The organism is Pseudomonas multiresinivorans (assembly GCF_012971725.1).
GTDB classification, from domain to species: Bacteria; Pseudomonadota; Gammaproteobacteria; order Pseudomonadales; family Pseudomonadaceae; genus Pseudomonas; species Pseudomonas multiresinivorans.
In genome coordinates this window covers 1,719,499-1,746,224 of record NZ_CP048833.1, presented here as the reverse complement: position 1 = coordinate 1,746,224, position 26,726 = coordinate 1,719,499, and the positions used below count along the sequence as shown (strand labels likewise).

The 26,726-nt window shown below is 64.6% G+C and carries 23 protein-coding genes and 3 tRNA genes; 15 read left to right on the top strand and 11 right to left on the bottom strand.

Annotated elements, in window-relative coordinates:
• The first annotated feature begins 66 nt into the window (after positions 1-66).
• Positions 67-3,123 (top strand): multidrug efflux RND transporter permease subunit, encoded by a 3,057-nt coding sequence (locus G4G71_RS07965; RefSeq protein WP_169936632.1) that lies wholly within the window; start codon positions 67-69, stop codon positions 3,121-3,123.
• Between the two features lie 160 nt (positions 3,124-3,283).
• Here the strand turns inward: G4G71_RS07965 and G4G71_RS07960 are convergent, their stop codons facing one another.
• From G4G71_RS07960 to G4G71_RS07945, 4 genes are all read right to left on the bottom strand, one after another.
• Complete coding sequence (locus G4G71_RS07960) at positions 3,284-4,315, bottom strand: hypothetical protein (protein WP_169936630.1); 1,032 nt, start codon at positions 4,313-4,315, stop codon at positions 3,284-3,286.
• Positions 4,316-4,502: 187 nt separating this feature from the next.
• On the bottom strand, positions 4,503-5,867 hold the full coding sequence (locus tag G4G71_RS07955) for a spinster family MFS transporter (protein WP_169936628.1): 1,365 nt from the start codon (positions 5,865-5,867) through the stop codon (positions 4,503-4,505).
• Between the two features lie 414 nt (positions 5,868-6,281).
• The gene (hemH, locus tag G4G71_RS07950; RefSeq protein WP_169936626.1) at positions 6,282-7,304 is read right to left on the bottom strand and encodes a ferrochelatase; all 1,023 of its coding nucleotides are present in this window, start codon (positions 7,302-7,304) and stop codon (positions 6,282-6,284) included.
• A 125-nt stretch (positions 7,305-7,429) separates the two neighbouring features.
• Entirely contained in the window at positions 7,430-8,335 is a 906-nt protein-coding gene (locus G4G71_RS07945) for a TIGR01777 family oxidoreductase (RefSeq protein ID WP_169936624.1), read from the bottom strand.
• A 277-nt stretch (positions 8,336-8,612) separates the two neighbouring features.
• Between G4G71_RS07945 and G4G71_RS07940 the strand changes: the two genes are divergently transcribed.
• From G4G71_RS07940 to phrB, 4 genes are all read left to right on the top strand, one after another.
• Positions 8,613-9,596, top strand: a complete 984-nt coding sequence (locus tag G4G71_RS07940; protein WP_024762580.1) for an NAD(P)/FAD-dependent oxidoreductase — start codon at positions 8,613-8,615, stop codon at positions 9,594-9,596.
• Between the two features lie 152 nt (positions 9,597-9,748).
• On the top strand, positions 9,749-10,708 hold the full coding sequence (locus G4G71_RS07935) for a YbgA family protein (RefSeq protein ID WP_169936622.1): 960 nt from the start codon (positions 9,749-9,751) through the stop codon (positions 10,706-10,708).
• 18 nt (positions 10,709-10,726) lie between these two features.
• The gene (locus G4G71_RS07930; protein ID WP_169936620.1) at positions 10,727-11,677 is read left to right on the top strand and encodes a MerR family transcriptional regulator; all 951 of its coding nucleotides are present in this window, start codon (positions 10,727-10,729) and stop codon (positions 11,675-11,677) included.
• Positions 11,674-13,101: a deoxyribodipyrimidine photo-lyase gene (gene phrB, locus G4G71_RS07925; RefSeq protein WP_169936618.1), complete on the top strand. Its 1,428-nt coding sequence runs from the start codon at positions 11,674-11,676 to the stop codon at positions 13,099-13,101. The genes G4G71_RS07930 and phrB overlap by 4 nt, the downstream gene beginning before the upstream one ends.
• Positions 13,102-13,273: 172 nt before the next feature.
• On the opposite strand, the gene G4G71_RS07920 is transcribed toward phrB, so the two are convergent.
• From G4G71_RS07920 to hemA, 6 genes are all read right to left on the bottom strand, one after another.
• A complete protein-coding gene (locus G4G71_RS07920) occupies positions 13,274-13,795 on the bottom strand; it encodes an acyloxyacyl hydrolase (protein ID WP_169936617.1) in 522 nt (173 codons plus the stop codon).
• Between the two features lie 115 nt (positions 13,796-13,910).
• Complete coding sequence (gene murI, locus G4G71_RS07915; protein ID WP_169936615.1) at positions 13,911-14,705, bottom strand: glutamate racemase; 795 nt, start codon at positions 14,703-14,705, stop codon at positions 13,911-13,913.
• The gene (locus tag G4G71_RS07910; RefSeq protein WP_169936613.1) at positions 14,698-15,453 is read right to left on the bottom strand and encodes a molybdopterin-synthase adenylyltransferase MoeB; all 756 of its coding nucleotides are present in this window, start codon (positions 15,451-15,453) and stop codon (positions 14,698-14,700) included. The genes murI and G4G71_RS07910 overlap by 8 nt, the downstream gene beginning before the upstream one ends.
• Entirely contained in the window at positions 15,447-16,277 is an 831-nt protein-coding gene (gene prmC / locus G4G71_RS07905) for a peptide chain release factor N(5)-glutamine methyltransferase (protein WP_169936611.1), read from the bottom strand. The genes G4G71_RS07910 and prmC overlap by 7 nt, the downstream gene beginning before the upstream one ends.
• 14 nt (positions 16,278-16,291) lie before the next feature.
• Entirely contained in the window at positions 16,292-17,374 is a 1,083-nt protein-coding gene (gene prfA, locus G4G71_RS07900; protein ID WP_169936609.1) for a peptide chain release factor 1, read from the bottom strand.
• On the bottom strand, positions 17,371-18,639 hold the full coding sequence (gene hemA, locus G4G71_RS07895) for a glutamyl-tRNA reductase (protein WP_038803562.1): 1,269 nt from the start codon (positions 18,637-18,639) through the stop codon (positions 17,371-17,373). Before hemA ends, prfA begins: the two co-directional genes overlap by 4 nt.
• Before the next feature lie 146 nt (positions 18,640-18,785).
• Between hemA and G4G71_RS07890 the strand changes: the two genes are divergently transcribed.
• From G4G71_RS07890 to G4G71_RS07845, 10 genes are all read left to right on the top strand, one after another.
• Entirely contained in the window at positions 18,786-20,552 is a 1,767-nt protein-coding gene (locus G4G71_RS07890; RefSeq protein WP_169890142.1) for a tetratricopeptide repeat protein, read from the top strand.
• Positions 20,553-20,555: 3 nt separating this feature from the next.
• Complete coding sequence (gene lolB, locus G4G71_RS07885) at positions 20,556-21,185, top strand: lipoprotein insertase outer membrane protein LolB (RefSeq protein WP_169936607.1); 630 nt, start codon at positions 20,556-20,558, stop codon at positions 21,183-21,185.
• A 1-nt stretch (position 21,186) separates the two neighbouring features.
• On the top strand, positions 21,187-22,035 hold the full coding sequence (gene ispE, locus G4G71_RS07880; protein WP_169936605.1) for a 4-(cytidine 5'-diphospho)-2-C-methyl-D-erythritol kinase: 849 nt from the start codon (positions 21,187-21,189) through the stop codon (positions 22,033-22,035).
• Between the two features lie 31 nt (positions 22,036-22,066).
• Positions 22,067-22,141, top strand: a tRNA-Gln gene (locus G4G71_RS07875).
• A 62-nt stretch (positions 22,142-22,203) separates the two neighbouring features.
• Positions 22,204-22,278 (top strand) — tRNA-Gln (locus tag G4G71_RS07870).
• Between the two features lie 52 nt (positions 22,279-22,330).
• Positions 22,331-23,272, top strand: a complete 942-nt coding sequence (locus tag G4G71_RS07865; RefSeq protein ID WP_015478849.1) for a ribose-phosphate pyrophosphokinase — start codon at positions 22,331-22,333, stop codon at positions 23,270-23,272.
• A 113-nt stretch (positions 23,273-23,385) separates the two neighbouring features.
• Positions 23,386-24,000: a 50S ribosomal protein L25/general stress protein Ctc gene (locus tag G4G71_RS07860; RefSeq protein ID WP_169936603.1), complete on the top strand. Its 615-nt coding sequence runs from the start codon at positions 23,386-23,388 to the stop codon at positions 23,998-24,000.
• Positions 24,001-24,038: 38 nt separating this feature from the next.
• Entirely contained in the window at positions 24,039-24,623 is a 585-nt protein-coding gene (pth, locus tag G4G71_RS07855; RefSeq protein ID WP_024767097.1) for an aminoacyl-tRNA hydrolase, read from the top strand.
• A gap of 40 nt (positions 24,624-24,663) precedes the next feature.
• Positions 24,664-25,764: a redox-regulated ATPase YchF gene (gene ychF / locus G4G71_RS07850; RefSeq protein WP_054909837.1), complete on the top strand. Its 1,101-nt coding sequence runs from the start codon at positions 24,664-24,666 to the stop codon at positions 25,762-25,764.
• A gap of 178 nt (positions 25,765-25,942) precedes the next feature.
• Positions 25,943-26,019: transfer RNA gene (locus G4G71_RS07845), tRNA-Met, on the top strand.
• A 91-nt stretch (positions 26,020-26,110) separates the two neighbouring features.
• Here G4G71_RS07845 and G4G71_RS07840 read toward each other — a convergent pair.
• On the bottom strand, positions 26,111-26,692 hold the full coding sequence (locus G4G71_RS07840) for a hypothetical protein (RefSeq protein ID WP_169936602.1): 582 nt from the start codon (positions 26,690-26,692) through the stop codon (positions 26,111-26,113).
• Positions 26,693-26,726: the final 34 nt, after the last annotated feature.

Sequence of the window (26,726 nt, the reverse complement as noted above, 5' to 3'; positions counted from 1 at the left end):
CGCTTGATGCTGCGCGCCAACAGACCCCGCCGTCATCCGGCAGGGTCCGCATTAAAGGATTGAGCTATGTTCACCGATCCCTTTATCCGTCGCCCCGTGCTGGCGACCGTGGTCAGCCTGCTGATCGTCCTGCTCGGCATGCAGGCCTTCAGCAAGCTGGTGATCCGCGAATATCCGCAGATGGAAAACGCGCTGATCACCGTCACCACCTTCTATGCCGGCGCCAACGCCGAAACCATCCAGGGCTACATCACCCAGCCGCTGCAGCAGAGCCTGGCCAGCGCCGAAGGCATCGACTACATGACCTCGGTGAGCCGGCAGAACTACTCGGTGATCTCGATCTACGCGCACATCGGCGCCAACTCCGATCGCCTGGTCACCGAGCTGCTGTCGAAGATCGGCGAGGTGAAGACCCAGCTGCCGCCTGACGCGGAAGACCCGGTACTGGACAAGGAAGCGGCCGATGCCTCGGCGCTGATGTACATCAGCTTCTTCAGCGAGCAGATGAACAACCCGCAGATCACCGACTACCTGTCGCGGGTGATCCAGCCCAAGCTCGCCACCCTGCCGGGCATCTCCGAGGCCGAAATCCTCGGCAATCAGGTGTTCGCCATGCGCCTGTGGCTGGACCCGGTGAAGATGGCCGCCTACGGCATCACCGCCGGCGACGTGGCCAGCGCGGTGCGCGAATACAACTTCCTCTCCGCCGCCGGCGAGGTGAAGGGCGAGATGGTGGTCACCTCGGTGAACGCCTCCACCGACCTGAAGTCCCCGGAAGCCTTCGCGGCCATCCCGCTGAAGACCGCGGGCGACCGTCGCGTGCTGATGGGCGACGTCGCACGCATCGAACTGGGCGCGGCAAGCTATGACGCGGTCAGCTCGTTCAACGGCATCCCGTCGGTGTACATCGGCATCAAGGGCACGCCCAGCTCCAACCCGCTGGACGTGATCAAGGAAGTCCGCGCCAAGATGCCGGAGCTGGAAGAGCAGCTGCCGCCGGGCCTGAAAGTCTCCATCGCCTACGACGCCACGCGCTTCATCCAGGCGTCCATCGACGAGGTGGTGAAGACCCTGGCCGAGGCGATCCTGATCGTCATCGTGGTGGTCTTCCTGTTCCTCGGCGCGTTCCGCTCGGTGATCATCCCGGTGGTGACCATCCCGCTGTCGATGATCGGCGTGCTCTTCTTCATGCAGATGATGGGTTACTCGATCAACCTGCTGACGCTGCTGGCCATGGTGCTCGCCATCGGCCTGGTGGTGGACGATGCCATCGTGGTGGTGGAGAACATCCACCGGCATATCGAAGAGGGCAAGTCGCCGTTCCAGGGCGCCATCGAGGGCGCGCGGGAAATCGCCGTACCGGTAGTGACCATGACCATCACCCTGGCCGCTGTGTACGCGCCCATCGGCTTCCTCAGCGGCCTGACCGGCGCGCTGTTCAAGGAGTTCGCCTTCACCCTGGCTGGCGCCGTGATCATTTCCGGCATCGTTGCCCTGACGCTGTCTCCGATGATGTGCTCGCGCCTGCTGCGCCACGAGGAAAACCCCAGCGGCCTGGCGCATCGCCTGGACCTGATCTTCGAAGGTCTCAAGCGGCGCTATCAGCGCGCCCTGCATGGCACGCTGAACAGCCGTCCGGTGGTGATCGTCTTCGCCCTGCTGATCCTGGCGATCATCCCGCTGCTGCTGATGTTCACCCACAAGGAACTCGCGCCGGAGGAAGACCAGGGCATCGTCTTCATCATGGCCAACGCACCGCAGACGGCGAACCTGGATTACCTGTCGAAGTACACCGCCGAGTTCGAGGGCATCTTCCGCAAGTTCCCCGAGTACTATTCGGCGTTCCAGATCAATGGCTACAACGGCGTGCAGACCGGCATCGGCGGCATGTTGCTCAAGCCCTGGGACGAGCGCGAGCGCAGCCAGATGGAGTTGCTCCATGCAGTGCAGGGCGAGCTGGACAAGATTCCCGGCCTGCAGATCTTCGGCTTCAACCTGCCGTCGCTGCCGGGCACCGGCGAGGGCCTGCCGTTCCAGTTCGTGATCAACACCGCCAGCGACTACCAATCGCTGCTACAGGTGGCCGAGCGGGTGAAGAAGCGCGCGGAAGAGTCGGGCAAGTTCGCCTTCCTCGACCTGGACCTCGCTTTCGACAAGCCAGAACTGGTGGTCGACATCGACCGCGCCAAGGCCGCGCAGATGGGCGTGACCATGCAGGACCTGGGCGTCGCGCTGGGGGCGCTGCTCGGTGAAGGCGAGATCAACCGCTTCACCATCGACGGGCGCAGCTACAAGGTGATCGCCCAGGTCGAGCGTGCCTACCGCGACAACCCGAGCTGGCTGAACAACTACTACGTGAAAAGCCAGAGCGGCCAGCTGATCTCGCTGTCCACGCTGGTGAACTTCCACGAGCGCGCGCGCCCACGCCAGCTCAACCAGTTCCAGCAACTCAACTCGGCGATCATCTCCGGCGTGCCGATGGTCAGCATGGGCGAAGCCATCGACACAGTGCGCGGCATCGCCGAGCAGGAGTCGCCGCGCGGCTTCTCCTTCGACTACGCCGGCGCCTCGCGGCAGTTCGTGCAGGAAGGCAGCGCGCTGATGATCACTTTCGCCCTGGCGTTGGCGGTGATCTTCCTGGTGCTGGCGGCACAGTTCGAGAGCTTCCGCGACCCACTGGTGATCATGGTCACGGTGCCGCTGTCGATCTGTGGTGCGCTGATCCCGCTGTTCCTCGGCCTGTCGAGCCTGAACATCTACACCCAGGTGGGCCTGGTGACGCTGATCGGCCTGATCAGCAAGCACGGCATCCTCATCGTCGAGTTCGCCAACCAGCTGCGCCACGAGCGCGGACTCTCGGTGCGCGAGGCGGTCGAAGAAGCCGCGGCGATCCGCCTGCGCCCGGTACTGATGACCACCGCGGCGATGGTGCTGGGCGTGACCCCGCTGCTGTTCGCCAGCGGCGCCGGCGCGGTGAGCCGCTTCGACATCGGCGTGGTGATCGCCACCGGCATGAGCGTAGGCACGCTGTTCACCCTCTTCGTGCTGCCGTGCGTGTACACGCTGCTGGCCAAGCCGGACAAGAAGCCTGCTGAAGCCAGCGCGCCAGCCACGGCTCACTGAACGAAAAAGCCCCGCTGATGCGGGGCTTTTTTATACCTGTTCAATCCACGCAAACCCCGTGTAGGAGCGAGCTTGCTCGCGAACCGCCTGATGCCCACGCGTCCGGCATATCCACGTTCGCGAGCAAGCTCGCTCCTACAGTTCCCGAACAACCGGGACTTCACTCCTTCGGAATCGAAAACTCCACCAGGCGATACCCGTCGGCCGTGCGGATGAAATCGAAGCTCGCATTCTTGGCCGGCTCGAACGAGCCCTGCTCCCAGTGCTCCATGGCCGAGACCTTGGGCGTCGTCCACTGGGCGAAGTCGCCACAGTTGTCGAAGTACTGCGGGTCGCTCTCGGGGTCGAACGGCCAGCCCATGTCGTCCTGGCGCACGCCATAGCCACCTGACGCACGCAGGGTTTCCAGGCGCTTGCGCAGCTCGGCCGCGTGTTTGCGCAGCACGTCGCCCACCGGAGCGGCCTGCCACTCATCCAGCGGTTCGCTACCCTGCCCGAGCCAGATTCGCGAGTAGCTGTGGGCCTTCAGTGAATCATCATCGAGTTGCGCGAGAAAAACGTCCCTGAACCAGAGGGCGAAGTCCTTCTCGATGTCGACGAAGCTGATGTAACGACCGTCGACTCCCTGGAAGGAGACACGGCGCGGGTCGTTGGAAGGTTGCTCGCTCACCTGCTGCGAGAACCAGTCCAGCGCGCCAGCACGGGTGCTGTCGAAATTCGACACCAGCGTCTTGCCGCGGCGGTCGAGCAGCAACTCGGTGCCGCCCTTCCAGCCCCGGTGTTCGCACTGCTCCAGGCTGGTGCCCGGATCGGCGCAGGTTCGGCTGGCCCTCGTCAGCGCCACGACCATGCCGTTACGCATGGCACTGGCGTCGCTCAGCTCGGCCGGGATCAGCACCTGGCCATGGCCATCGAGGAACCCGACCTTGTCACGCTGGCGATCGCGGAAGCGGATGCTGTTCTCACTCTCGCAGACCGGCGCGTTGTCGAAGAAGTAGACCGCGTCCGGCGCCACCTGACGACCATCACGCAGCAGGTAGTAGGTGCGGTAACCGTCGGCGGTTTCCTCGCCGGTGGCGATGATGTGCTCGAAACGCCGGGCCATCGTGAACATCGGGCTTAGCCTGGGCGGGACCTTCACCGTGCCCTGCGCATCCTTGAAGCCGATGAGGTCGTTCTGCGTGAACGCCACCCAAGACTCGTCCGCCTCTGCCGGAGCGCACAGCGCCAGTGCCCCCAGGACAAGCAGCCCTGCACGAATGCCCTTCCCTTCCATGCTGGAAATCTCCCCTCGAATCCATGTTCCGCCGCATTGTGCCACGCACAAAGAAAAGCCCCCGCGCATCGCTGCACGGGGGCTCGGTGTCGAACAGGCAGTATCAGGCCGGCTGGCGTTGCATCGCGCCGCTTCCGCTCTCGCCTTTCAGGCTCCAGCTCTTGAGGTGTTCGAGGCTGGCCCGATAGGGCTTCAGGCCGTTGGCCAGGAACAGCGCGCCCGCCAGCAGGGCCACCGCACTGACGATCAACAGCGAATAGCGCAGCGCCATGTCGTCGGCGAACACGTAGTCGGTCACCAGGGCGATGGCGGTCGGGCCGACGCCCAGGCCCAGCAGCGTGACCACGAACAGGTAGATGGCCGAGGCCTGGCCGCGCATGGAGTTGGGCATGATTTCCTGGATCGCCGCCGGGGCGACGCCGAAGGGCATGCTGAGGAAGAACACGATGGGCGCCATCATCGCGGCAGCCGCATTGGCGCTGTCCAGCAGCGGGTAGACCAGGCTCAACGGGATGGCCAGGCAGGCCGCCAGCAGGCCCACGCGCATGTTGGCGTCGGTGCGCCCGCGCTTGGCCCAGTAGTCGGCCAGGCGGCCACCGCAGACGATGCCCAGGCAGCCGAACACGGCGACGATGCTGCCGTACACCACGCCCACGTGGCCGGCGTCCCAGCCATAGGTGCGGACGAAGAAGGTCGGCACCCAGGCGCCGCTGCCGTAGCTGGCGAAGGAGATGCAGGCGAAGCCGAAGTTGTGGCAGATCACCGTCTTGCGGTTGGCGCGCAGGTAGGCGCCCACTTCGCTCATCGGCACCACCACACCGGCGCCCACGCCACGGCGGGTCGGCTCCTTCACCGCGAGCATCAGCAGGGTGAAGAGCACGCCGGCCGCGCCGAGAATCAGGAAGATCAGCTGCCAGGGGCGCACCTCACCGAGGACCGGCAGGTGCACGTCGCCCTGGGCCGAGGCGAACTTGATCACCAGCCCGCCGAGCAGGAAGGCCAGGCCCGAGCCGAGGTAGATGCCCATGGAGTAGACGCTGATGGCGGTCGCGCGGCGATTGGACGGAAAGCTGTCGGCGATCAGCGAATAGGCGGCTGGCGACAATGCCGCCTCGCCCACGCCGACACCGACGCGGAACAGCAGGAAGTGCCAGTACTGCTTGGCCAGGCCGCAGGCGGCGGTCATGGCGCTCCAGATCAGCACGCCGACGGTGATCAGCCCACGGCGGCTACGGCTGTCCGCCATGCGCCCGAGGGGAATGCCGCAAAGGGTGTAGAACAGCGCGAAGGACAGGCCCATCAGCAGGCTCATCTGCGTGTCGCTGATCTCCAGATCACGGCGGATGGGGCCGACCAGCAGGTTGAGAATCTGTCGGTCGATGAAGGAAAGCACGTAGGCGACCATGAGGATCGCAACCGTGGACCAGGCCACGGCACTGGAGGGGTAGCCGTTATTGTTGTTGTTCATGCCGGGCTCCTGAAACGCCGCCAATCGCGGCGAAGGCGAAGGGGAGAACCCGCAGAGTAGGCATTGCGAATACACCGCGCGCGCACTATCAGGTCTCTGAATGCGTGCGTCGGCCGTTGGCTGATGAATGGGTGGTCAGGGTTTGGATGAAGGGTCTTGCCGAAGGACCGCCGTGTAGGAGCGAGCTTGCTCGCGAACACGCTTGACGCCAGAGCTGTCGGATAACTGGTTCGCGAGCAAGCTCGCTCCTACGAAGAGCAGGCAAGTGCCGGAGATACCCTCACCCCAGCCCTCTCCCAAAGGGAGAGGGGGCAGTCCGAGCCGGCTGATGCTGAGCTTTCATCCTGTGCCGAACGTTCCCCTCTCCCTCTGGGAGAGGGTCAGGGTGAGGGGAAGCCCGAGCTCCGAATTCGATCAGATCGCGGCAGGCGTCCGCTCACACAGCTTGGCCAGCGCCCGCGCCCACAACTCCTGGTCATTCAGGCAAGGCACCAGCACCAGTTCCTCGCCACCCGCCGTGCGGAACTGCTCGTTGCCACGCTGGCCGATTTCTTCCAGCGTCTCGATGCAATCGGCGACGAAAGCCGGGCACATCACCAGCAGGCGCTTCACGCCCTGCTTGCCGAGCTTGTCCAGCTGCGCCTCGGTATAGGGCTCGATCCACTTGTTGCGCCCCAGGCGCGACTGGAAAGACACCGACCAGCGTCCGTCCTCCAGTCCGGCACCCGCGGCGAAGTCCTCCGCCGTGCGCAGGCACTGGCTGCGGTAACAGACGGCCATGACGTCCTCATGCACGCCCCGGCTGGAACTGGCGGTGAGGTCATGGCTCTTGTCCTTCACCAGCTTGCGGATGTGCGACTCGGGCAGGCCGTGGAAGCTCAGCAACAGATGATCGTAGGGCTGCTCCAGATAGGGCTTCACGCTATCCACCAGCGCCTGGCGGTACTCGGGCTCCGCGTAGAACGGCGGCAGCACCTTCAGTTCCAGCTTGAGGCCATGCTCGCGCATTACCCGGCGGGCTTCCTCGATGGCGGTGGTGGTGGTGCTGTCGGCGAACTGCGGGTAGAGCGGCGTGAAGGTCACCTGGGTGATGCCCTGCTGGCTCAGGCGCAGCAGCGCGCCCTCGATGGACGGTTCGCCGTAGCGCATGCCCAGCTCCACCGGGCCATGCGGCCAGAACGGCCGGATGGACTCCTGCAGGCGGCGGCTCAGCACGACCAGCGGCGAACCTTCGTCCCACCAGATCGACGCATAGGCATGGGCGGACTCCTCCGGGCGCTTGCGCAGCACCAGCGAAACCAGCAGCCGGCGGATCGGCCAGGGCAGGTCGATCACGTATGGGTCCATGAGGAATTGATCGAGGTAGCGGCGCACGTCCTCGACCCGGGTGGAAGCCGGCGATCCCAGGTTGACCAGCAGGAGGGCGTTTTGGGTCATGCAGTGTCCTTAAACCGGTGCGGTAGGCGGTCATCGTGCGGGCTGCGCAGTTTACACGCAGCTCGCTCCATCAAGAGGCCCCGAGGCTGTCACCGATGTCGCAGGGCCTCGGCAGGCCGGGAGGTTCAGCGAGCCTCGCGCAGCACGTCGGCCAGGGCTTCCTTCAGCTCCGGGAAACGAAACTCGAAGCCGGCGTCCAGCAGGCGTCGCGGCACGATGCGCTGGCCGCCCAGCAGCAGGGTCGACATCTCCCCCAACAGCAGGCGCAGGGCGAAACCCGGCATGGGCATCAGCGTCGGCCGGTGCAGTGCCTGACCCAGCTCCTGGGTGAAGTCGCGGTTGCGCACCGGCTGCGGCGCGCACGCATTATAGGGACCCTCGGCATCGGCCTTGCGCAAAAGAAAATCGATCAGGGCGATCTGGTCCTCTATATGGATCCAGGACATCCACTGGCGACCGTCGCCCAATCGCCCGCCCGCGCCCAGGCGGAACGGCGGCAACAGGCGCTTGAGGAAGCCGCCTTCGGGCGCCAGCACCAACCCGGTGCGCACCAGGACCACACGGACGCCCAGGGCCTCGGCCTCGCGAGCGATCTGCTCCCAGGCCAGGCACAGCTCGCTGGCAAAATCCTCGCCGGCCGCTGCGCTGTTCTCTTCCAGCGGGCGCTCACCGGCGTCGCCATACCAGCCAACCGCCGAGCCGTTGATCAGTACTGCCGGGCGCTGGCTGCGGCTTTCCAGCCAGGTCACCAGGCGCTCGGTCAGGCGCACCCGGCTGTCCCACAGCAAGGCCTTGCGCCGGGCACTCCAGGGTTTGTCGGCAATCGGTTCGCCGGCCAGGTTGACCACTGCATCCAGCGGCCCGTCGCCATAAGCTTCGAAGTCGGCGATACCACGCACCGTCTCGCCGCACAGCGACGGAACGCGCTGCGGCTGGCGGCTGAGCACGGTAAGCTGGTGCCCCTCGGCGCTCCACTGGCGGCAGAGGCGGCGGCCGATCAGGCCGGTGCCGCCGGTCAAGAGAATATGCATGGCGAACTCCTTGTTGCGTTGTTCCACCTTCCATCAGTCTGGACGAGAGGGAGGCGATTGCATTGACACTCCCTCTGCGGCGAGGTCTACGCTGTAAGTGCCGGAACCCGAGCCGGGCTCATCTCTGAATGAACCGATGCGGCGCCGAAGGTTCCGATGATCGGACTCCTATCGAAGACGAGCGCGGACAGCTGAATCGCAATTGTACAGATAGTTTCGTTTGTACAAGAACCTCCCGCTCGTTACGCTTCAATGCAAACAGATGACGAGGCATGTCATGAGCGCCCCCATTGCCATCATTGGCACCGGTATCGCCGGACTCTCGGCCGCCCACGCGCTGCGTGATGCCGGACAGGACGTGCAACTGTTCGACAAGGGCCACGGCAGCGGCGGCCGGATGGCCAGCAAGCGCAGCGAGGCCGGCGCGCTGGACCTCGGCGCACAGTACTTCACCGCCCGCGACCGCCGCTTCCTCGACGCCATTCAGCAATGGCGCGAGCATGGCTGGGTCGCCGAATGGGACCCGGCCCTCTACCAGTACCGCGACGGCGAACTGAGCCCCTCTCCCGACGAGCAGCCACGCTGGGTCGGCACCCCGCGCATGAGCGCGATCACCCGCGCACTGCTGCAGGACCAGGTCGTCACCTTCGCCTGCCGCATCACCGAGGTGTACCGCGGCGAGGAGCACTGGCACCTGCAGGACTCCGAGGGCCAGACGCATGGGCCGTTCAGCCGCGTGCTGGTCGCTACCCCTGCGCCGCAGGCCGCTGCCCTGCTGGCCAGCGCGCCGAAGCTGGCCGCCGCCGCCGCGAGCATTCCCATGGAGCCGACCTGGGCCGTTGCCCTGGCCTTCCGCGAACCGCTGGATACGCCGGTGCAAGGCTGCTTCGTGCACGAAGGTCCGCTGTCCTGGCTGGCCAGCAACCACTCCAAGCCGGGGCGCGACGAGCAACTGGACACCTGGGTGCTGCACGCCGCCAGCGGCTGGAGCAAGCAGCACATCGACCTGCCCAAGGAAAGCGTGATCGAACACCTGCGCGGCGCCTTCGCCGAGCTGATCGGTTGCGCCGTGCACGCCCCCGACTTTGCACTCGCCCACCGCTGGCTCTACGCGCGGCCCATGGAAGCCCATCAGTTCGGCGCCCTGGCCGATGCTGACCTGGGCATCTACGCCTGTGGCGACTGGTGCCTTTCCGGTCGCGTCGAAGGCGCCTGGCTGAGCGGCCTGGAAGCCGCACGCCGCCTGCTCGAACACCTCTGATCGCGCACGGCCCTCTCCTTCCGGGGAGGGCCGCGGAGCCTCCACGTTGGCGTCCTGCCCCTGTACAAGGCTTTGCACTTGTACAGGCCTGCGTCTATCCTGACCGATAGTTGTACAAATAAATCAACCTGTACAAGAAATCGATCAAAACCATGTCCAACATCCCGCCACGTCCCAAGCTCGGCATCAGCGCCTGCCTGCTGGGCGAACCGGTGCGCTACAACGGCGGGCACAAGGCCTCACGCCTGTGCCTGGACGTGCTCAGCCGCCATTTCGACTTCGTCCCGCTGTGCCCCGAAGTCGCCATCGGCCTCGGCGTGCCACGCCCGACCCTGCGTCTGGTGGGCGACCGCGACGATCCACGCGCGCTGATCCAGCGCGAAGGCGGCCGCGACGTCAGCGAAGCGCTGCGCGACTTCGGCCGCAAACAGGCCAGCCTGCAACAGGACATCTGCGGCTACATCTTCATGCAGCAATCGCCTTCCTGTGGCCTGCAGCGCGTGAAGCTTTACCGTTTCGACGGGCAGCTGCGCCCGCCGGGCGTGCGCGGGCTCTACGCGGATACCTTCTGCGCCGCGCGCCCGGAACTGCCGGTAGAAGAAGAAGGCCGGCTCAACGATCCGGTGATCCGCGAGAATTTCCTTACCCGCGTGTTCGCCTACGGCGCCTGGCAGCAGCTTTGCGCGCAGGGCCTGACGCGCCACGCAGTGATCACTTTCCACTCGCGCTACAAGTACCAGCTGATGGCGCACAACCCGCGCCAGTACAGTGCCCTCGGCCAGCGCCTGGCGAAGATCAGCGATCAGCCGCTGGAAGAGTTCGCCCCGGGCTACTTCCGCGACTTCATGCAGGCGCTGAGCACCTGCGCCACCCGCGGCACCCACAGCAACGTACTGCAGCACCTGGCCGGTTACCTCAAGCATGACCTGCCCGGCTCCGAGAAGGCCGAGATGCAGCATCTGATCGACCAGTACCGCGAAGGCGTGATCCCGCTGGTCGTGCCGCTGACGCTGCTCAAGCATCACTTCCGCCTGCACCCGCACCCCTACATCGATGCCCAGGCCTACCTGCAGCCGCACCCCGAAGACCTGAGCCTGCGCAATGCCATCTGACGTCCTGACAGGAATCCCATGAATCCCGACCAACCCCACCGCGACTCGGACGACGACTATCGCCAGGCCCTGGCCGAAGGCTGGCTGCCGATCCGTGAAGTATCGCGGCGCACCGGCGTCAACCCGGTCACCCTGCGCGCCTGGGAGCGCCGCTACGGTCTGGTCGTACCCCAACGCACACCCAAGGGCCACCGCCTCTACTCCGAGGCGCAGATCTCGCGCATCCAGGCCATCCTCACCTGGCTCGGCCGAGGCGTGGCCGTGAGCAAGATCCGCACGCTGCTCGACGAAAACGCGCCGCTTCCGGTGGACGCCACCGCATCTCCCTGGGACGACCTGCGCCAGCAGTGCATCGCCGCCATCGGCCGGATCAACGAGCGCCAGCTGGACGAACTGTTCAATGGCGCGCTGGCGATCTACCCCGCCCAGACCCTCTGCGAACAATTGATGCTGCCGCTGCTGGACGAACTGGAGCGGCGCTGGCAAGGCCAGTTCGGTGCACAGCTGGAACGGGTGTTCTTCCATACCTGGCTGCGCACCAAGTTCGGCACCCGCCTGTACCACCACAACCGCCAGCAACGCGGTGCCCCGCTGCTGCTGGTGAACCAGTCCGGCCTGCCGCTGGAGCCGGGCCTGTGGCTCACCGCCTGGCTGGCCAGCAGCGCCGGCTGCCCGCTGGAAATCTTCGACTGGCCGCTGCCGCCAGGCGAGTTGGCACTGGCGGTGGAGCGCCTGCAGCCACGCGCCGTGCTGCTCTACTCCAGCCGCACGCTGAACCTGCTGCAGCTGCCCCGGCTGCTGGCAGGCGTCGACTGCCCGCGCCTGCTGGCCGGCCCTGCCACTGCCATCCACCCCGATGCGCTGCAGGAACTGGCCATCGCCGAACCGCCGCTGTACCTGGCGAGCGATCCGGTTGCCGCGTTCGACTTGCTGCGCGAACTGCACCTGCTAAACGGGGAGGCAGCATGAAACGCCAACTTGTCTGGCTGCGCACCGACCTGCGCCTGCGCGACAACAGCGCCCTGCACACCGCCGCCGAGCGCGGCCCGGTGATTGCCCTCTACCTGCTCAGCCCCGGCCAGTGGCAACGCCACGACGATGCACCGAGCAAGGTCGACTTCTGGCTGCGCAACCTGCGCGAACTGCGCACCAGCCTCGACAAACTGCACATCCCTATGCTGATCCGCACCGCGGACCACTGGGACGAGGCGCCGAAGGTCATCGCGCAACTCTGCCGCGAGCTGGACATCGAGACGCTGCACGTCAACGAGGAGTACGGCGTCAACGAAGCGGCCCGCGACGCCGCCGTGGAGAAGGCGCTGGAGCACGAAGGCGTGCGCTTGCGCAGCCACCTTGACCAGCTGTTCTTCACACCCGGCACCATCCTCACCAAGGGCGGTACCTACTTCCAGGTCTACAGCCAGTTCCGCAAGGTCTGCTACGAACGCCTGAACCTGGGCGTACCCAGCCTTGTGCCTGCGCCCCGCGCACAGCAGGAGCTGAATATCGCCAGCGATGAGGTGCCCGAATACACAGAAGGCTTCGAGCCTCCGCCGCCACAACTGCGCGAAGAGTGGCCCGCCGGCGAAGACGCCGCGCACGAGCGCGTCGAGCTGTTCACCGACGAAACTCTCAAGACCTACCAGGACACCCGTGACCTTCCCGCCCGCGACGGCACCAGCCGTCTATCGCCGTACCTGGCCGCCGGCGTGCTCTCACCCCGGCAATGCCTGCACGCGGCGCTGACGAGTAACCATGGCGAGTTCGAGACCGGCAACAGCGGCGCAGTCAGCTGGATCAACGAGCTGCTCTGGCGCGAGTTCTACAAGCACATCCTGGTCGGTTTCCCGCGCGTGAGCCGGCACCGCGCCTTCCGCGAGGACACCGAGAAGCTGAGGTGGCGCTACGACCCGAAGGACCTGGAGGACTGGCAGCAAGGGCGCACCGGCTTCCCCATCATCGATGCCGCCATGCGCCAGCTGCTCGCCACCGGCTGGATGCACAACCGCCTGCGCATGGTGGTGGCGATGTTCCTGACCAAGAACCTGCTGATCGACTGGCGCGAGGGGGAACGCTGGTTCATGCGCCACCTGATCGACGGCGACCTGGCGGCGAACAACGGCGGCTGGCAGTGGAGCGCCTCCACGGGGACCGATGCGGCGCCCTACTTCCGCATCTTCAACCCCATCTCGCAATCCGAGCGCTTCGACCCGGACGGCCGCTTCATCCGCCGCTGGGTGCCGGAACTGGCTGGACTCGAAGGGCGCGCAGTACACGATCCGTCGAAGCTCGGGCTGTTTGGCGCGGACGGTTATCCACAGCCGATGTGTGACCTCTCTGCCACGCGGGCGCGGGCGTTGGAGGCATTCAAGAATCTCTCCGCCTCGCGTTGAAGCATCCCTTGGCGTAGGAGCGGACTCTGTCCGCGATGTGCCGCCGCCGGCCGGCTCGGAGCGGGGAGAGTCGATCGCGGACGGAGTCCGCTCCTACGCTCAGTGCTGAGCCTCGATATGGCGCACACAAAAAAGCCGGGCGCTGGGCCCGGCTTTCTTTGTCAGCGATCTGTTACAGCGGATGCGTGTAATAGAGGCTGTAGGATTCGATGCCATCGTTCGGCTGGCTGATGCCGGCGTTGGAATAGTGCATGGCGCGAATGCCGATGGCCTGGCCCTGGTTGAACTTCAGGCCGACGCCCAGGCGATCCTCGAAGTTGAAGGCCCCGCCCAGGTTCTGGTCGCCGACACGGGAGCCGCTGAATACGGCCACGCCGATACCTGCCTCGACGAAGGGTTTGACCTTCTCGCCGGAAAATTCATAGACGAATACCGGGCTGAAGGACAGCGAGTGGCGGCCACTGGCTTCGTCACCGCCTTCCCAGTACGTGTAGCCGGCGTCCCAGTAACCGGTGAGGCGGCCCGTCGAAGTTTCCCACCAACTCTTGTCCCAGTCGAAACCCAGGCCCAGTCGGTAGGTCATGTCGTTCTGCCCGGTGAAGCCGACAGCGCCGGTCAGGCTGGCAGCCTGCGACGAGACCATATGTCCGAGAGTCAGAGCTGCCACAGTGGCAAGCGAGAGCAGTTTCTTCATCGAAACATCCTTTATTAGAAAGCTGAATGAAAAATCCCCGCGAATAGCTGGCAATTATAAGGCCATTTGTCAGCATTTACTGACAGACCAAAGTAGGTAGCTAGCTATTTTTCCATCAGCCGGGGAAGTGGCAGACAGGTTCGTCAGATCCCCAGAGCACTGGCAATACAGGTTCAAAGGCTTCGACTGCGCCGCTGGTCCATAGCTCAATTTTTTTTGCGTGGCCTTCAGCCAGCATTCCCCGCACCTGCAGCACCCGCTCAAGCTGGCGAGCTACGGCGGCCCCGGTGTCGATCAGCGAAACGTCCGCGGGCACCAGTTGGCGCAGCAGCGGGCGCAGAAAAGGATAATGCGTGCAGCCCAGGATCAGCGTGTCGCAGCCTTCGGCCAGCAACGGCGCAACATAACTCAGCAGCAGTTCGCGGGTCTGCGGCCCATCCAGATCACCCAGTTCGATGCGCTCCACCAACCCCGGACAAGGCTGGGTGATGACCCGCACATCGCTGGCGAAACGATCCAGCAGCGCGGCGAATCGCGCACTCTTCAAAGTGCCGGTGGTGGCGAGCACGCCCACCACACCGCTGCGGGTCGCCTCGGCGGCTGGCTTGACCGCCGGCTCCATGGCAATGATGGGCAGCTGTGGATAAAGCTCGCGCAGGTCAGCGGCCGCGGCGGCCGTTGCAGTGTTGCAGGCCAGCACCAACGCCTTGGCGCCACGGCCCAGAAGGAATTCGGCGATGGCACGGCAACGCGCGCGGATGTACTCGGGAGTCTTCTCGCCGTAGGGCACATGGCCGCAGTCGGCGAGGTAGATCAGCGATTCATGGGGAAGCCGCGCGCGGATTTCGTGGAGGACGCTGAGGCCGCCCACACCGGAGTCGAACACCCCGATCGGCGCGGCGTCAGCCATGCGTGGCTCCGCAAACGGCGCACTGCGGATCGCGCTTGACCCGCAGTTCGCGGAAGCGCGAACCCAGGGCATCGATCAGCAGCAGGCGCCCCACCAGCGGCTCGCCAAAGCCGGCCAGCAGCTTCAGCGCTTCCAATGCCTGCAGGCTGCCCACCAGGCCCACCAGCGGGCCGACAACGCCGGCCTCGCTGCAGGTCAGCTCGGCTTCGCTGCCATGGCCATAGAGGCAGTGGTAGCAGGGGCTTTCCTCACGGCGCGAGTCGAACACCGAGAGCTGCCCTTCCAGGCGAATGGCGGCGCCACTCACCAGCGGTTTCTTCGCCGCGACACAGGCGACGTTCACCGCCTCGCGGGTGCCGAAGTTGTCACAGCAATCCAGTACCAGGTCCACCGCCGCCACGGCGGCGTCGAGGGAATCGACGTCCAGCGCCTGGCGATGGGCGACCAACTTCACGTCCGGATTGATCGCCGTGAGGCGGGCAATGGCGGAATCCACCTTGCTCACTCCCACGCTGTCGGTGTCGTGGATGATCTGCCGCTGCAGGTTGGTCAGGTCGACCGTGTCGAAGTCCGCCAGGTGCAGCTCGCCAACGCCGGCAGCGGCCAGGTACAGTGCCACCGGCGCACCGAGGCCACCGAGGCCGACGATCAGCACGCGGCTTTCCTTCAGGCGCAGTTGGCCGTCCACGTCGATCTGCGGCAGCAGTATCTGCCGGCTGTAACGCAGTAGTTCGTTGTCGGTCAGCATGTCCAGCGCCCCAGGCTGATGCGCTCGTGGCCACCCAGGTCGCGGCGGCTTTCCACGGCGGTGAAGCCACGCCCCTGCAGCAGGCCACGCACGGCGTCAGGTTGGTCGAAGCCGTGCTCGAGCATCAGCCAGCCGCCGTTTTCGAGGTGGTTCGGCGCCTGGTCGATGATCAGGCGGATATCGTCCAGCCCGTCCTGCCCGGAGACCAGCGCGCTCGAGGGTTCGAAGCGCACATCGCCCTGCTTGAGGTGCGGGTCGGTACTGGGAATGTAGGGCGGGTTGCTGACGATCAGCGAGAAGCGCTCGCCAGCGACCGCAGAGAACCAGTGACTGGCACGGAAGGCGACGTTGGCCAGGCGCAGGCGTTCGCGGTTGCGCTCGGCCAGGGCCACGGCCTCGGGAATGCGGTCCACACCCAGCACTTGCCAGCTCAGACGCTCGCAGGCCAGCGCGAGGGCGATGGCGCCAGTGCCGGTGCCCAGGTCGAGCACGCGGGAAGGCGAGGCCGGCAGCAGCGCCAGCGCGGTCTCCACCAGCAGTTCGGTGTCCGGGCGCGGGATCAGGGTATGCGGCGCGACCTCCAGGTCCAGGCTCCAGAAGCCCTGGCGACCGAGGATGTAGGCCACCGGCTCGCCGGCCACGCGGCGCGCCAGGTAGCGGTCGAAGAGGTCGTGGGCCTCGCGGCTGACCACGCGTTCGGGCCAGGTGCGCAGGAAGCTGCGCGGTTTGCCCAGCGCGGCGGCGAGCAACAGCTCGGCATCCAGGCGCGCACTGGGCGAGTCCGGCAATTGCGCCTCGTTGAGCAGGGTCATGATGGTTGCCATGGTCTGTCGCTCTCTTAATCGCCGAGCGCGGCCAGCTGGTCGGCCTGGAACTCTTGCAGCAAGGGCTCGATCACCTGTTCCACCGCGCCTTCCATCACTTCGCCGAGGGAATACAGGGTGAGGTTGATGCGGTGATCGGTGACGCGCCCCTGAGGGAAATTGTAGGTGCGGATGCGCTCGGAACGATCACCCGAACCGACCAGCAGCTTGCGCGTGCTGGCGATCGCCTGCTGGGCCGCGGCCTGTTGCTGGTCGTTGAGCTTGGCCGCCAGCCAGGCCATGGCCTTGGCGCGGTTCTTGTGCTGCGAGCGCTCTTCCTGGCACTCGACCACGATGCCCGACGGAATGTGCGTGATGCGCACCGCCGAATCGGTCTTGTTCACGTGCTGGCCGCCGGCGCCGGAGGAGCGGTAGGTGTCCACGCGCAGGTCGGCCGGGTTGATCTCGATGGCCGCCTGTTCGTCCGGCTCGGGCAGCACCGCCACGGTGCACGCCGAAGTGTGGATACGCCCCTGGGACTCGGTCGCCGGCACGCGCTGCACGCGGTGTGCGCCGGACTCGAACTTGAGCTTGGCGAAGACGCTCTCGCCCTCGACGCGGGCGATCACCTCTTTATAGCCGCCGTGCTCGCCCTCGTTCTCGGACATGACTTCCACGCGCCAGCCCTGCTTCTCGGCGTAGCGCGAGTACATGCGGAACAGGTCGCCGGAGAAGATCGCGGCTTCGTCGCCGCCGGTGCCGGCGCGGATTTCCAGGAAGACGTTGCGGCCGTCGTTGGGATCCTTGGGCAGCAGCATGCGCTGCAGGCGATCCTCCAGGCCAACCAGCGCGGTCTTCGCTTCGGCGACTTCTTCCTCGGCCATCTCGCGCAGGTCCGGATCGCTGTCCTTGAGCAGCGCCTGGGCGCCTTCGAGGTCGGACTGCACCTTGCGGAACTCGCGGAAAGCGAGGATGACCGGCTCCACTTCCGCGTATTCGCGGGAGTAGGCGCGGAACTTGGTCTGGTCGCTGATCACCTCGGCGTCGCCCAGCAGAGCGGTGAGCTCTTCGTAGCGGTCGCTGAGGATATCCAGCTTTTTCAGGAGGGACGCTTTCATCGCTTGTCAGTGCCCTCCTCGAGGGCGAACAGTTCCTGCGCGACGGCCAGCGCATCGATGCGGCCCTCGGCGGAGAGTTTCTTCATCTGCACGCTGGGGGCGTGCAGCAATTTATTGGTCAGGCCACGGCTGAGCTGGGCGATGACTTCCATCGGGTCGGCACCATTGGCCAGCAGGCGCTGGGCCTTCTGGGTTTCCTCGTCGCGCAGGCGCTCGGCCTGCTGGCGATAAGCGCGCAGCACGTCGACCGCGGCCAGTTCGCGCAGGCGCTGCATGAACTCGACGACACCATCGCCGACAAGCTCCTCGGCGGCCTGGGCGGCGCCCTGGCGGCTCTTGAGGTTCTCGGCGACCACTTCGTGGAGGTCGTCGACGCTATAGAGGTAGACGTCTTCCAGCTCGCCGACTTCCGGTTCGATATCGCGCGGGACGGCGATATCGACCATGAACATCGGCTTGTGCCGGCGCTGCTTCAAGGCTCGCTCAACCGCGCCCTTGCCGAGGATGGGCAGTTGGCTGGCGGTGGAACTGATGACGATGTCGCTGTTGACCAACTCGTCGGGCATGTCTGCCAGCAGGATGGCGCGTGCGCCGAACTGCTCGGCCAGTTGGCTGGCGCGCTCCAGGGTGCGGTTGGCGACCACGATGCGCTTCACGCCCTGCTCGTGCAGGTGGCGGGCGACGAGGGTGATCGTCTCGCCGGCGCCGATCAGCAGCGCCTGGCTACGGCTCAGGTCGCTGAATATCTGCCGGGCCAGGCTCACCGCGGCAAAAGCCACGGATACCGGGTTCTCGCCGATGGCAGTGTCGGTGCGCACGGTCTTGGCGGTGCTGAAGGTCGCCTGGAAAAGACGACCCAGCATCGGCCCGACGGTGCCGGCCTCGCGGGCTACGGCGTAGGCGGACTTCATCTGCCCGAGGATCTGCGGCTCGCCCAGCACCATGGAATCCAGGCCGGCAGCCACTCGCATCATGTGGCGCACCGCTTCCTCGTCCTGGTGAACGTAGGCGCAGGCGCGCAGGTCATCGATGCCCAGGTTGTGGTAATCGGCCAGCCAGGCCAGCACGTCGCCGGCGTCCGGGTGTTCGATCTCCAGGTAGAGTTCGCTGCGGTTGCAGGTGGAGAGGATCGCGGCTTCGCGGCTGGAGGTCAGCCTGCACAGCAGCTGCAGGGCCTCGACCATCTGCTCGGGAGTAAAAGCCACGCGCTCGCGCACGGCCACGGACGCGGTCTTGTGGTTGATGCCGAGGGCAATGAAGGCCATGCAGAATCGCTGATGCTGATCGGAAAGCCCGCAATTGTCCTACTTAGGCCAGTGAAGGACAACCACCCACGACGGATCGCACACTGCAAATCGTATACAGGCCTTCCAGCGGCGCTTGCCCATGGGATTGGCACTTTCCTTATGTCATGATGGTCCCATTTCGCAGGTCAGGCCCTCGTCCTTCCTCTATGAACAAGTCTCTTGCGCTGCTGACTGCTCTGCTGCTGCTCGGCGGCTGCCAGTCTCTTACACAGAAAAATTCCGACAGTGCTTCCGCGGAGAAGGACAAGGCCGCGGCTGCCCAGAAGGACCAGAAGTACGGCTCCTTCAGTGAGGACACAATGTTCTCGCTGCTGACCGCCGAACTGGCCGGCCAGCGCAACCGCTTCGACATCGCCCTCGCCAACTATGTCGAGCAGGCCAAGGAAACCCGCGACCCGGGCGTCGCCGAGCGCGCGTTCCGCATCGCCGAATACCTGGGCGCCGACCAGGAAGCCCTGGACACCTCGCTGATCTGGGCCAAGGCCGCGCCGGACAACCTCGACGCCCAGCGCGCCGCCGCCATCCAGCTGGCGCGCACCGGGCAGTACGACGAATCCATGGTGTACATGGAGAAGGTCCTCAACGGCCAGGGCGACACCCACTTCGACTTCCTCGCGCTGTCCGCCGCCGAGACCGACCCGGATACCCGCGCCGGCCTGCTGCAGAGCTTCGATCGCCTGTTGAAGAAGTACCCGGACAACGGCCAGCTGCTGTTCGGCAAGGCCCTGCTGCTGCAACAGGACGGCCGCCCGCAGGAAGCCCTGCACCTGCTCGAAGACAATTCCGCGAGCAAGCACGACGTCGCCCCGCTCCTGCTGCGCGCCCGCCTGCTGCAGAGCATGAAGCGCAGCGATGAAGCGCTGCCACTGCTCAAGGCCGGCATCAAGGAACATCCGGACGACAAGCGCGTCCACCTCGCCTACGCCCGCCTGCTGGTGGAGCAGAACCGCCTGGAAGACGCCAAGGCCGAGTTCTCCGCGCTGGTCGAGCAATTCCCCGATGACGACGACCTGCGCTTCTCCCTGGCGCTGGTCTGCCTCGAAGCCCAGGCCTGGGACGAGGCCAAGGTCTACCTGCAGGAACTGGTGGAGCGCGACAGCCACGTAGACTCCGCCCACTTCAACCTGGGCCGCCTGGCCGAGGAGCAGAAGGACCCGGAAACCGCGCTCAAGGAGTACGCCCTGGTCGGCCCGGGCAACGATTTCCTCCCGGCCCAGCTGCGCTCCACCGAGATTCTGCTGGACCAGAAACGCTACGACGACGCCTCGCGCCGCCTCGCCGAAACCCGCGACCGCCAACCGGACTACGCCATCCAGCTGTACCTGATCGAAGCCGAAGGCCTGTCCAACCGCGACCAGGTCGATCGCGCCTGGAGCGTCATCCAGCAAGGCCTCAAGCAGTTCCCGGACGACCTCAACCTGCTCTACACCCGTTCCATGCTCGCCGAGAAACGCAACGATCTCGCACAGATGGAGCAGGACCTGCGCCTGATCATCCAGCGCGAGCCGGACAACGCCATGGCGCTCAACGCGCTGGGCTACACCCTGGCCGACCGTACTACCCGCTACAGCGAAGCCCGCGACCTGATCCAGAAGGCTCACTCGCTGAACCCGGACGACCCCGCGATCCTCGACAGCCTGGGCTGGGTGAATTACCGCCTGGGCAACCTCAGCGAAGCGGAAACCTACCTGCGCAAGGCGCTGGAGCGCTTCCCCGACCACGAAGTGGCCGCGCACCTGGGCGAAGTACTCTGGGCCCAGGGCAAGCAGAGTGAAGCCCGCAAGGTCTGGGCCACCGCCCTGCAAAGCCAGCCTGACAGCGCCGTCCTGCGCGACACCATGTTGCGCCTGACCGGCTCCGGAACCCTCTGATTTATGCGTTTACGTCATCTGATTGGCGCTGCCGCGCTGGCCCTGCTCGCCGGCTGCTCCAGCTTCGGCACCCACGAAGCCCTGGAAGGCCAGGGCAACGCCACCGCCTGGAATGCCCACAAGGCCCGCATCGCCACCCTCGACGGCTGGCAGATTGACGGCAAGGTCGGCATCCGCGCGCCCAAGGATTCGGGCAGCGGCACCCTGTTCTGGCTGCAGCGCCAGGACTACTACGACATCCGCCTGTCCGGCCCGCTCGGCCGCGGCGCCGCGCGCCTGACCGGCCGCGAAGGCGCCGTGACCCTGGAAGTCGCAGGCCAGGGCCGCTATGAAGCCGCCTCCCCCGAAGAGCTGCTGGAACAGCAGATGGGCTGGCGCCTGCCGGTTTCCCACCTGCTCTGGTGGATTCGCGGCCTGCCCGCCCCGGACAGCAAGAGCCGCCTGACCCTCGACAGCGACAGCCGCCTGGCCAAGCTGCAGCAGGATGGCTGGGACGTGGAATACACCCGTTACAGCGAGCAGAACGGCTACTGGCTGCCCGAGCGCCTGAAACTGCACGGCCAGGACCTGGACGTCACCCTGGTGGTGAAGACCTGGCAACCGCGCCAGCTGGGCCAGGCGAGCCAGCAGTAACATGCAAGACCGCCTGACCCTGCCGGCACCGGCCAAGCTCAATCTGTTCCTGCACATCACTGGTCGTCGTCCCGACGGCTACCACGAGCTGCAGACGTTGTTCCAATTCCTCGATCACGGCGACGAACTCCAGTTCGCCCTGCGCGAAGACGGCGAAATCCGCCTGAACACCGAGATCGAAGGCGTTCCCCACGACAGCAACCTGATCGTCAAAGCCGCGCGCCGACTGCAGGAGCAATCCGGCACGACGCTGGGCGCCGACATCTGGCTGGACAAACGCCTGCCCATGGGCGGCGGCATCGGCGGCGGCAGCTCCGACGCGGCCACCACCCTGCTGGCGCTGAATCACCTGTGGCAACTGGACTGGGACGAAGACCGCCTCGCCGTACTGGGCCTGAGCCTGGGCGCAGACATCCCGGTATTCGTGCGGGGCCGCGCGGCATTTGCCGAAGGCGTCGGCGAGCAGCTGACGCCGGTGGAGCTCGACGAGCCCTGGTTCCTCGTCGCTGTGCCGCAAGTCTTTGTCTCCACAGCAGAAGTTTTCTCCGATCCCGAGTTGACACGGGATACTCCGCCCATTAAAGTTCGCAGCCTTCTCGGGGTGGACGGTCATAACGACTGCCAGCCGGTCGTCGAGAAGCGTTACCCGGATGTACGTAACGCACTGATCCAGCTAGGTAAATTTACCGAAGCGAGATTGACCGGCACCGGAGCTTGTGTGTTTGGGAGCTTCCCAAACAAGGGCGATGCTGATAAAGTTCGCCGCCAACTTCCGGCCACTCTGCCAAGTTTTGTTGCCCAGGGACGTAACATCTCGATGTTGCACCGAAAGCTGCAAAGCCTGGACTGAGAAGAAAGCAATGTAATCGGTTGTACGATACAGGGGCGTCGCCAAGCGGTAAGGCAGCAGGTTTTGATCCTGCCATGCGTTGGTTCGAATCCAGCCGCCCCTGCCATTAACCCAAAGGGTTATACGTACAGCGTCAACGAACACATTGCTCCGCAAGTTGTAAGCTACAGGGGCGTCGCCAAGCGGTAAGGCAGCAGGTTTTGATCCTGCCATGCGTTGGTTCGAATCCAGCCGCCCCTGCCATTTTCTTCTGGCTCAACCGGGCCTACCCTCAAGCCGACACAGGTACTGCAGCGTGTCCAAAATGATGGTTTTCACGGGGAACGCCAACCCCGATCTGGCACGCCGTGTCGTACGGCAGCTGCACATCCCCCTCGGTGACGTTTCTGTCGGTAAATTCTCCGACGGCGAAATCAGCGTTGAAATCAACGAAAACGTTCGTGGTAAGGACGTCTTCCTGATTCAACCGACCTGCGCACCGACCAACGACAACCTGATGGAACTGGTAGTGATGGCCGATGCCTTCCGCCGCTCCTCGGCGACTCGTATCACGGCAGTCATCCCCTACTTCGGTTACGCCCGCCAGGATCGCCGTCCGCGTTCCGCACGCGTGGCCATCAGCGCCAAAGTCGTTGCCGACATGCTGACCGTCGTAGGCGTCAACCGCGTTCTCACCGTTGACCTGCACGCCGACCAGATCCAGGGCTTCTTCGATATTCCTGTCGACAACATCTACGGCTCGCCCGTACTGGTCGACGACATCGAAGACCAGCGCTTCGAGAACCTGATGATCGTCTCCCCGGACATCGGTGGTGTGGTGCGTGCTCGCGCCGTCGCCAAGTCCCTGGGCGTCGACCTGGCCATCATCGACAAACGTCGTCCGAAGGCCAACCAGTCCGAAGTCATGCACATCATCGGTGATGTCGAAGGCCGTACCTGCGTACTGGTCGACGACATGGTCGATACCGCTGGCACCCTCGGCCACGCTGCCAAGGCTCTGAAAGAGCACGGCGCCGCCAAGGTCATCGCCTACTGCACCCACCCGGTGCTGTCCGGCCGTGCCATCGAGAACATCGAGAATTCCGTACTGGACGAGCTGGTGGTGACCAACACCATTCCGCTGTCCGCTGCTGCGCAAGCCTGTGGCCGTATTCGTCAGCTGGACATCGCTCCGGTTGTCGCTGAAGCCATGCGCCGCATCAGCAATGAAGAATCGATCAGCGCCATGTTCCGCTAAGGCGGAACAGGCCTGACGTAAAGCGCTTCGCCATGTCGGCGGAGCATTAGCAAAATCGCCCGAACGCTGGTCGCAAGCGTCCGGGCGATCTTGTCATTTTGGAGAGTGTGAAAATGGTTGATTTTGTACTGAATGCCCAAGAGCGTTCCGACCTGGGGAAAGGTGCGAGCCGCCGCCTGCGTCGTAATGCTGGCCTGCTCCCGGCTGTGATCTACGGTGGCGAAAAAGCCCCGCAATCCATCACCCTGGAACTGCGCGAGATTTCCAAACTGCTGGAAAACGAGGCTGCTTTCAGCCACGTGATCAGCCTGAACGTCGGTTCCGCCAAGGAAACCGTACTGATCAAGGCCCTGCAGCGCCACCCGTCCAAAGGCTTCGTCATGCACGCTGACTTCCAGCGCGTCGTTGCCGGCCAGAAGCTGTCCGCTCACGTTCCGCTGCACTTCCTGAACGAAGCTACTGCTGTTGGCGTCAAGACTGGCGGCGGCGAGATCTCCCACGTGATCTCCGAAGTCGAAGTTTCCTGCCTGCCGAAAGACCTGCCGGAATTCATCGAAGTCGACCTCGCCCAGGTAGCCCTGGGTCAGATCGTTCACCTGTCCGACCTGAAACTGCCGAAAGGCGTAGAGCTGGTGCAACTGGCCCACGGTAACGACCTGGCCGTCGCCAACATCCACGCTTCCCGCGTAGTGAAAGAAGAAGGTGAAGGCGAAGCTGCTGCCGAGTAATCGCGCGCACCATTGCCTTTAAGGAAGGGGCCCCCGTCGTGACTGCCGTACAACTGATCGTTGGCCTGGGAAATCCAGGCCCTGAATACGACCAGACCCGGCATAACGCGGGGGCCCTTTTCGTTGAGCGACTGGCGGACGCGCAACGCGCGAACCTGTCTCTCGACAAGAAGTACTTCGGCCTGGTCGGCAAGTTCAGCCACAAGGGCCGCGACGTTCGTCTGCTCATCCCCACCACCTACATGAACCGCAGCGGCCAGGCCGTGGCGGCGCTCGCCGGTTTCTTCCGCATTCCGGTCGAAGCCATCCTGGTGGCCCACGACGAACTCGACATGCCTCCCGGCGTCGCCAAGCTCAAGAAAGGCGGCGGACACGGCGGGCACAACGGACTGCGCGACATCATCGCCCAGCTCGGCAACCAGAACGGTTTCCATCGCCTGCGGCTTGGCATCGGCCATCCGGGGCACAGCAGCCTGGTCTCCGGTTTCGTTCTTGGCCGCGCCCCGCGCGCCGAACAGGAACTGCTCGACACCAGCATCGACTTCGCCCTCGGCGTGCTGCCGGAAATGCTCGACGGGGATTGGACCCGCGCGATGCAGAAGCTGCACAGCCAGAAGGCCTGATTACACCTCTATTTCCGCCACGTGGCGCGAGGGACCTAGCATGGGATTCAACTGCGGCATCGTCGGCCTGCCCAACGTCGGCAAGTCCACCCTGTTCAACGCCCTGACCAAATCCGGCATCGCGGCGGAAAACTTCCCCTTCTGCACCATCGAGCCGAACAGCGGCATCGTACCGATGCCTGATGCGCGGCTCGATGCGCTGGCCGAGATCGTCAAGCCCGAGCGCGTGATCCCGACCACCATGGAATTCGTCGACATCGCCGGCCTGGTCGCGGGCGCCTCCAAGGGTGAAGGCCTGGGCAACAAGTTCCTCGCCAACATTCGCGAGACCGACGCCATCGCCCACGTCGTGCGCTGCTTCGAAGACGAGAACGTCATCCACGTCTCCAACAGCGTCGACCCCAAGCGCGACATCGAGATCATCGACCTCGAACTGATCTTCGCCGACCTCGACAGCTGCGAGAAGCAACTGCAGAAGGTCGCGCGCAACGCCAAGGGCGGCGACAAGGACGCCCTGGTCCAGAAAGCCCTGCTGGAAAAGCTCATCCCCCACTTCAGCGAAGGCAAACCCGCCCGCTCGCTGATGAAGAACATGGGCGATGACGAGAAGCGCCTCGTGCGCAGCTTCCACCTGCTGACCAGCAAGCCGGTGATGTACATCGCCAACGTCGCCGAAGATGGCTTCGAGAACAACCCGCACCTGGACGTCGTCCGCGCCATCGCCGAAGAAGAAGGCGCCATGGTCGTACCGGTGTGCAACAAGATCGAAGCCGAGATCGCCGAGCTCGACGACGGCGAGGAGAAGGACATGTTCCTCGAATCTCTCGGCCTCGAAGAACCCGGCCTGAACCGCGTGATCCGCGCCGGCTACGAACTGCTGCACCTGCAGACCTACTTCACCGCCGGTGTGAAGGAAGTCCGCGCCTGGACCGTCCGTGTCGGCGCCACCGCGCCGCAGGCCGCTGCCGTGATCCACACCGACTTCGAAAAAGGCTTCATCCGCGCCGAGGTCGTCGCCTACGACGACTTCATCCAGTTCAAGGGCGAACAGGGCGCGAAAGAAGCCGGCAAATGGCGCCTGGAAGGCAAGGACTACATCGTCAAGGATGGCGACGTGATGCACTTCCGCTTCAACGTCTAAGCGCCAGCCAGACACGAAAAAGCCCCGGCCATAAGCCGGGGCTTTTTCTTATGGCCGCCCTGCCCCACCGCTCATCGCGAAAATCCAGCACGACCGGCTAAACGATTGATAGATCAGAACAATATTCAAGAAAAGGGGTTGACACCCCCCCACGATCTGCGGAAAATGCGCGCCACTCGGCTACATAGCTCAGTCGGTTAGAGCGCAGCATTCATAATGCTGATGTCCCAGGTTCAAGTCCCGGTGTAGCCACCATACAAAACAAAGGGTTAGCGAAAGCTAGCCCTTTGTGCTTTCTGGGGTAGTGACTACGAAGTGACTACACCCTGTCTACCAGCCCGCCTCATCAGATAGGCCAGCGTTTTCTCCAAGCGATAAAGCCGGCACACACCTCTTCAATCCTGCCTAGTTCAGCTTCAAGCTCCACAAGGCTGTACCGAATTTCGTTGTCTGCTGGTGCTTTCGCACGGTAGGAAGCTACGCTGGCAATCTGCTGAGCGTGGGCGAGTATTCCCCATCGACCGTGAACAAAACGGTTCCGCAGAAGTCGCACGCCATCCATTCGCAGCTTCCAATCCGCAAACTCGGCCAGGCATGACGGATCCAGCTCTGCACGAGACGAAAGCACGCTTTGAACTCCCTCGATCCGCACGCCGAGAGTTCGCTTAAACAAGCGATCAATTTCCGCTCCATTCTCAGGCGTCACCAGTGTTTCCAAGAGGATCGTCAGGTTCAGCTCGAAGCGCGAAAATGCAAGGACCACCTTGCCAATGATCGATGCCGCCGAGTCCTCAAACAGCTTTTCCCTTTCGGGTACATCCAGCCGTCCAGCAGCTTCGAAACGGGCGTGAATCCGACTACCCAGCCCGCCCCTCTCTCCTTTCCGAGAGAGCTCTTCGCCTGCTGCGTCGACACCATCACCTGACATATCTATTTCAGCCTCTCACAGCCTGTCTGTAGTG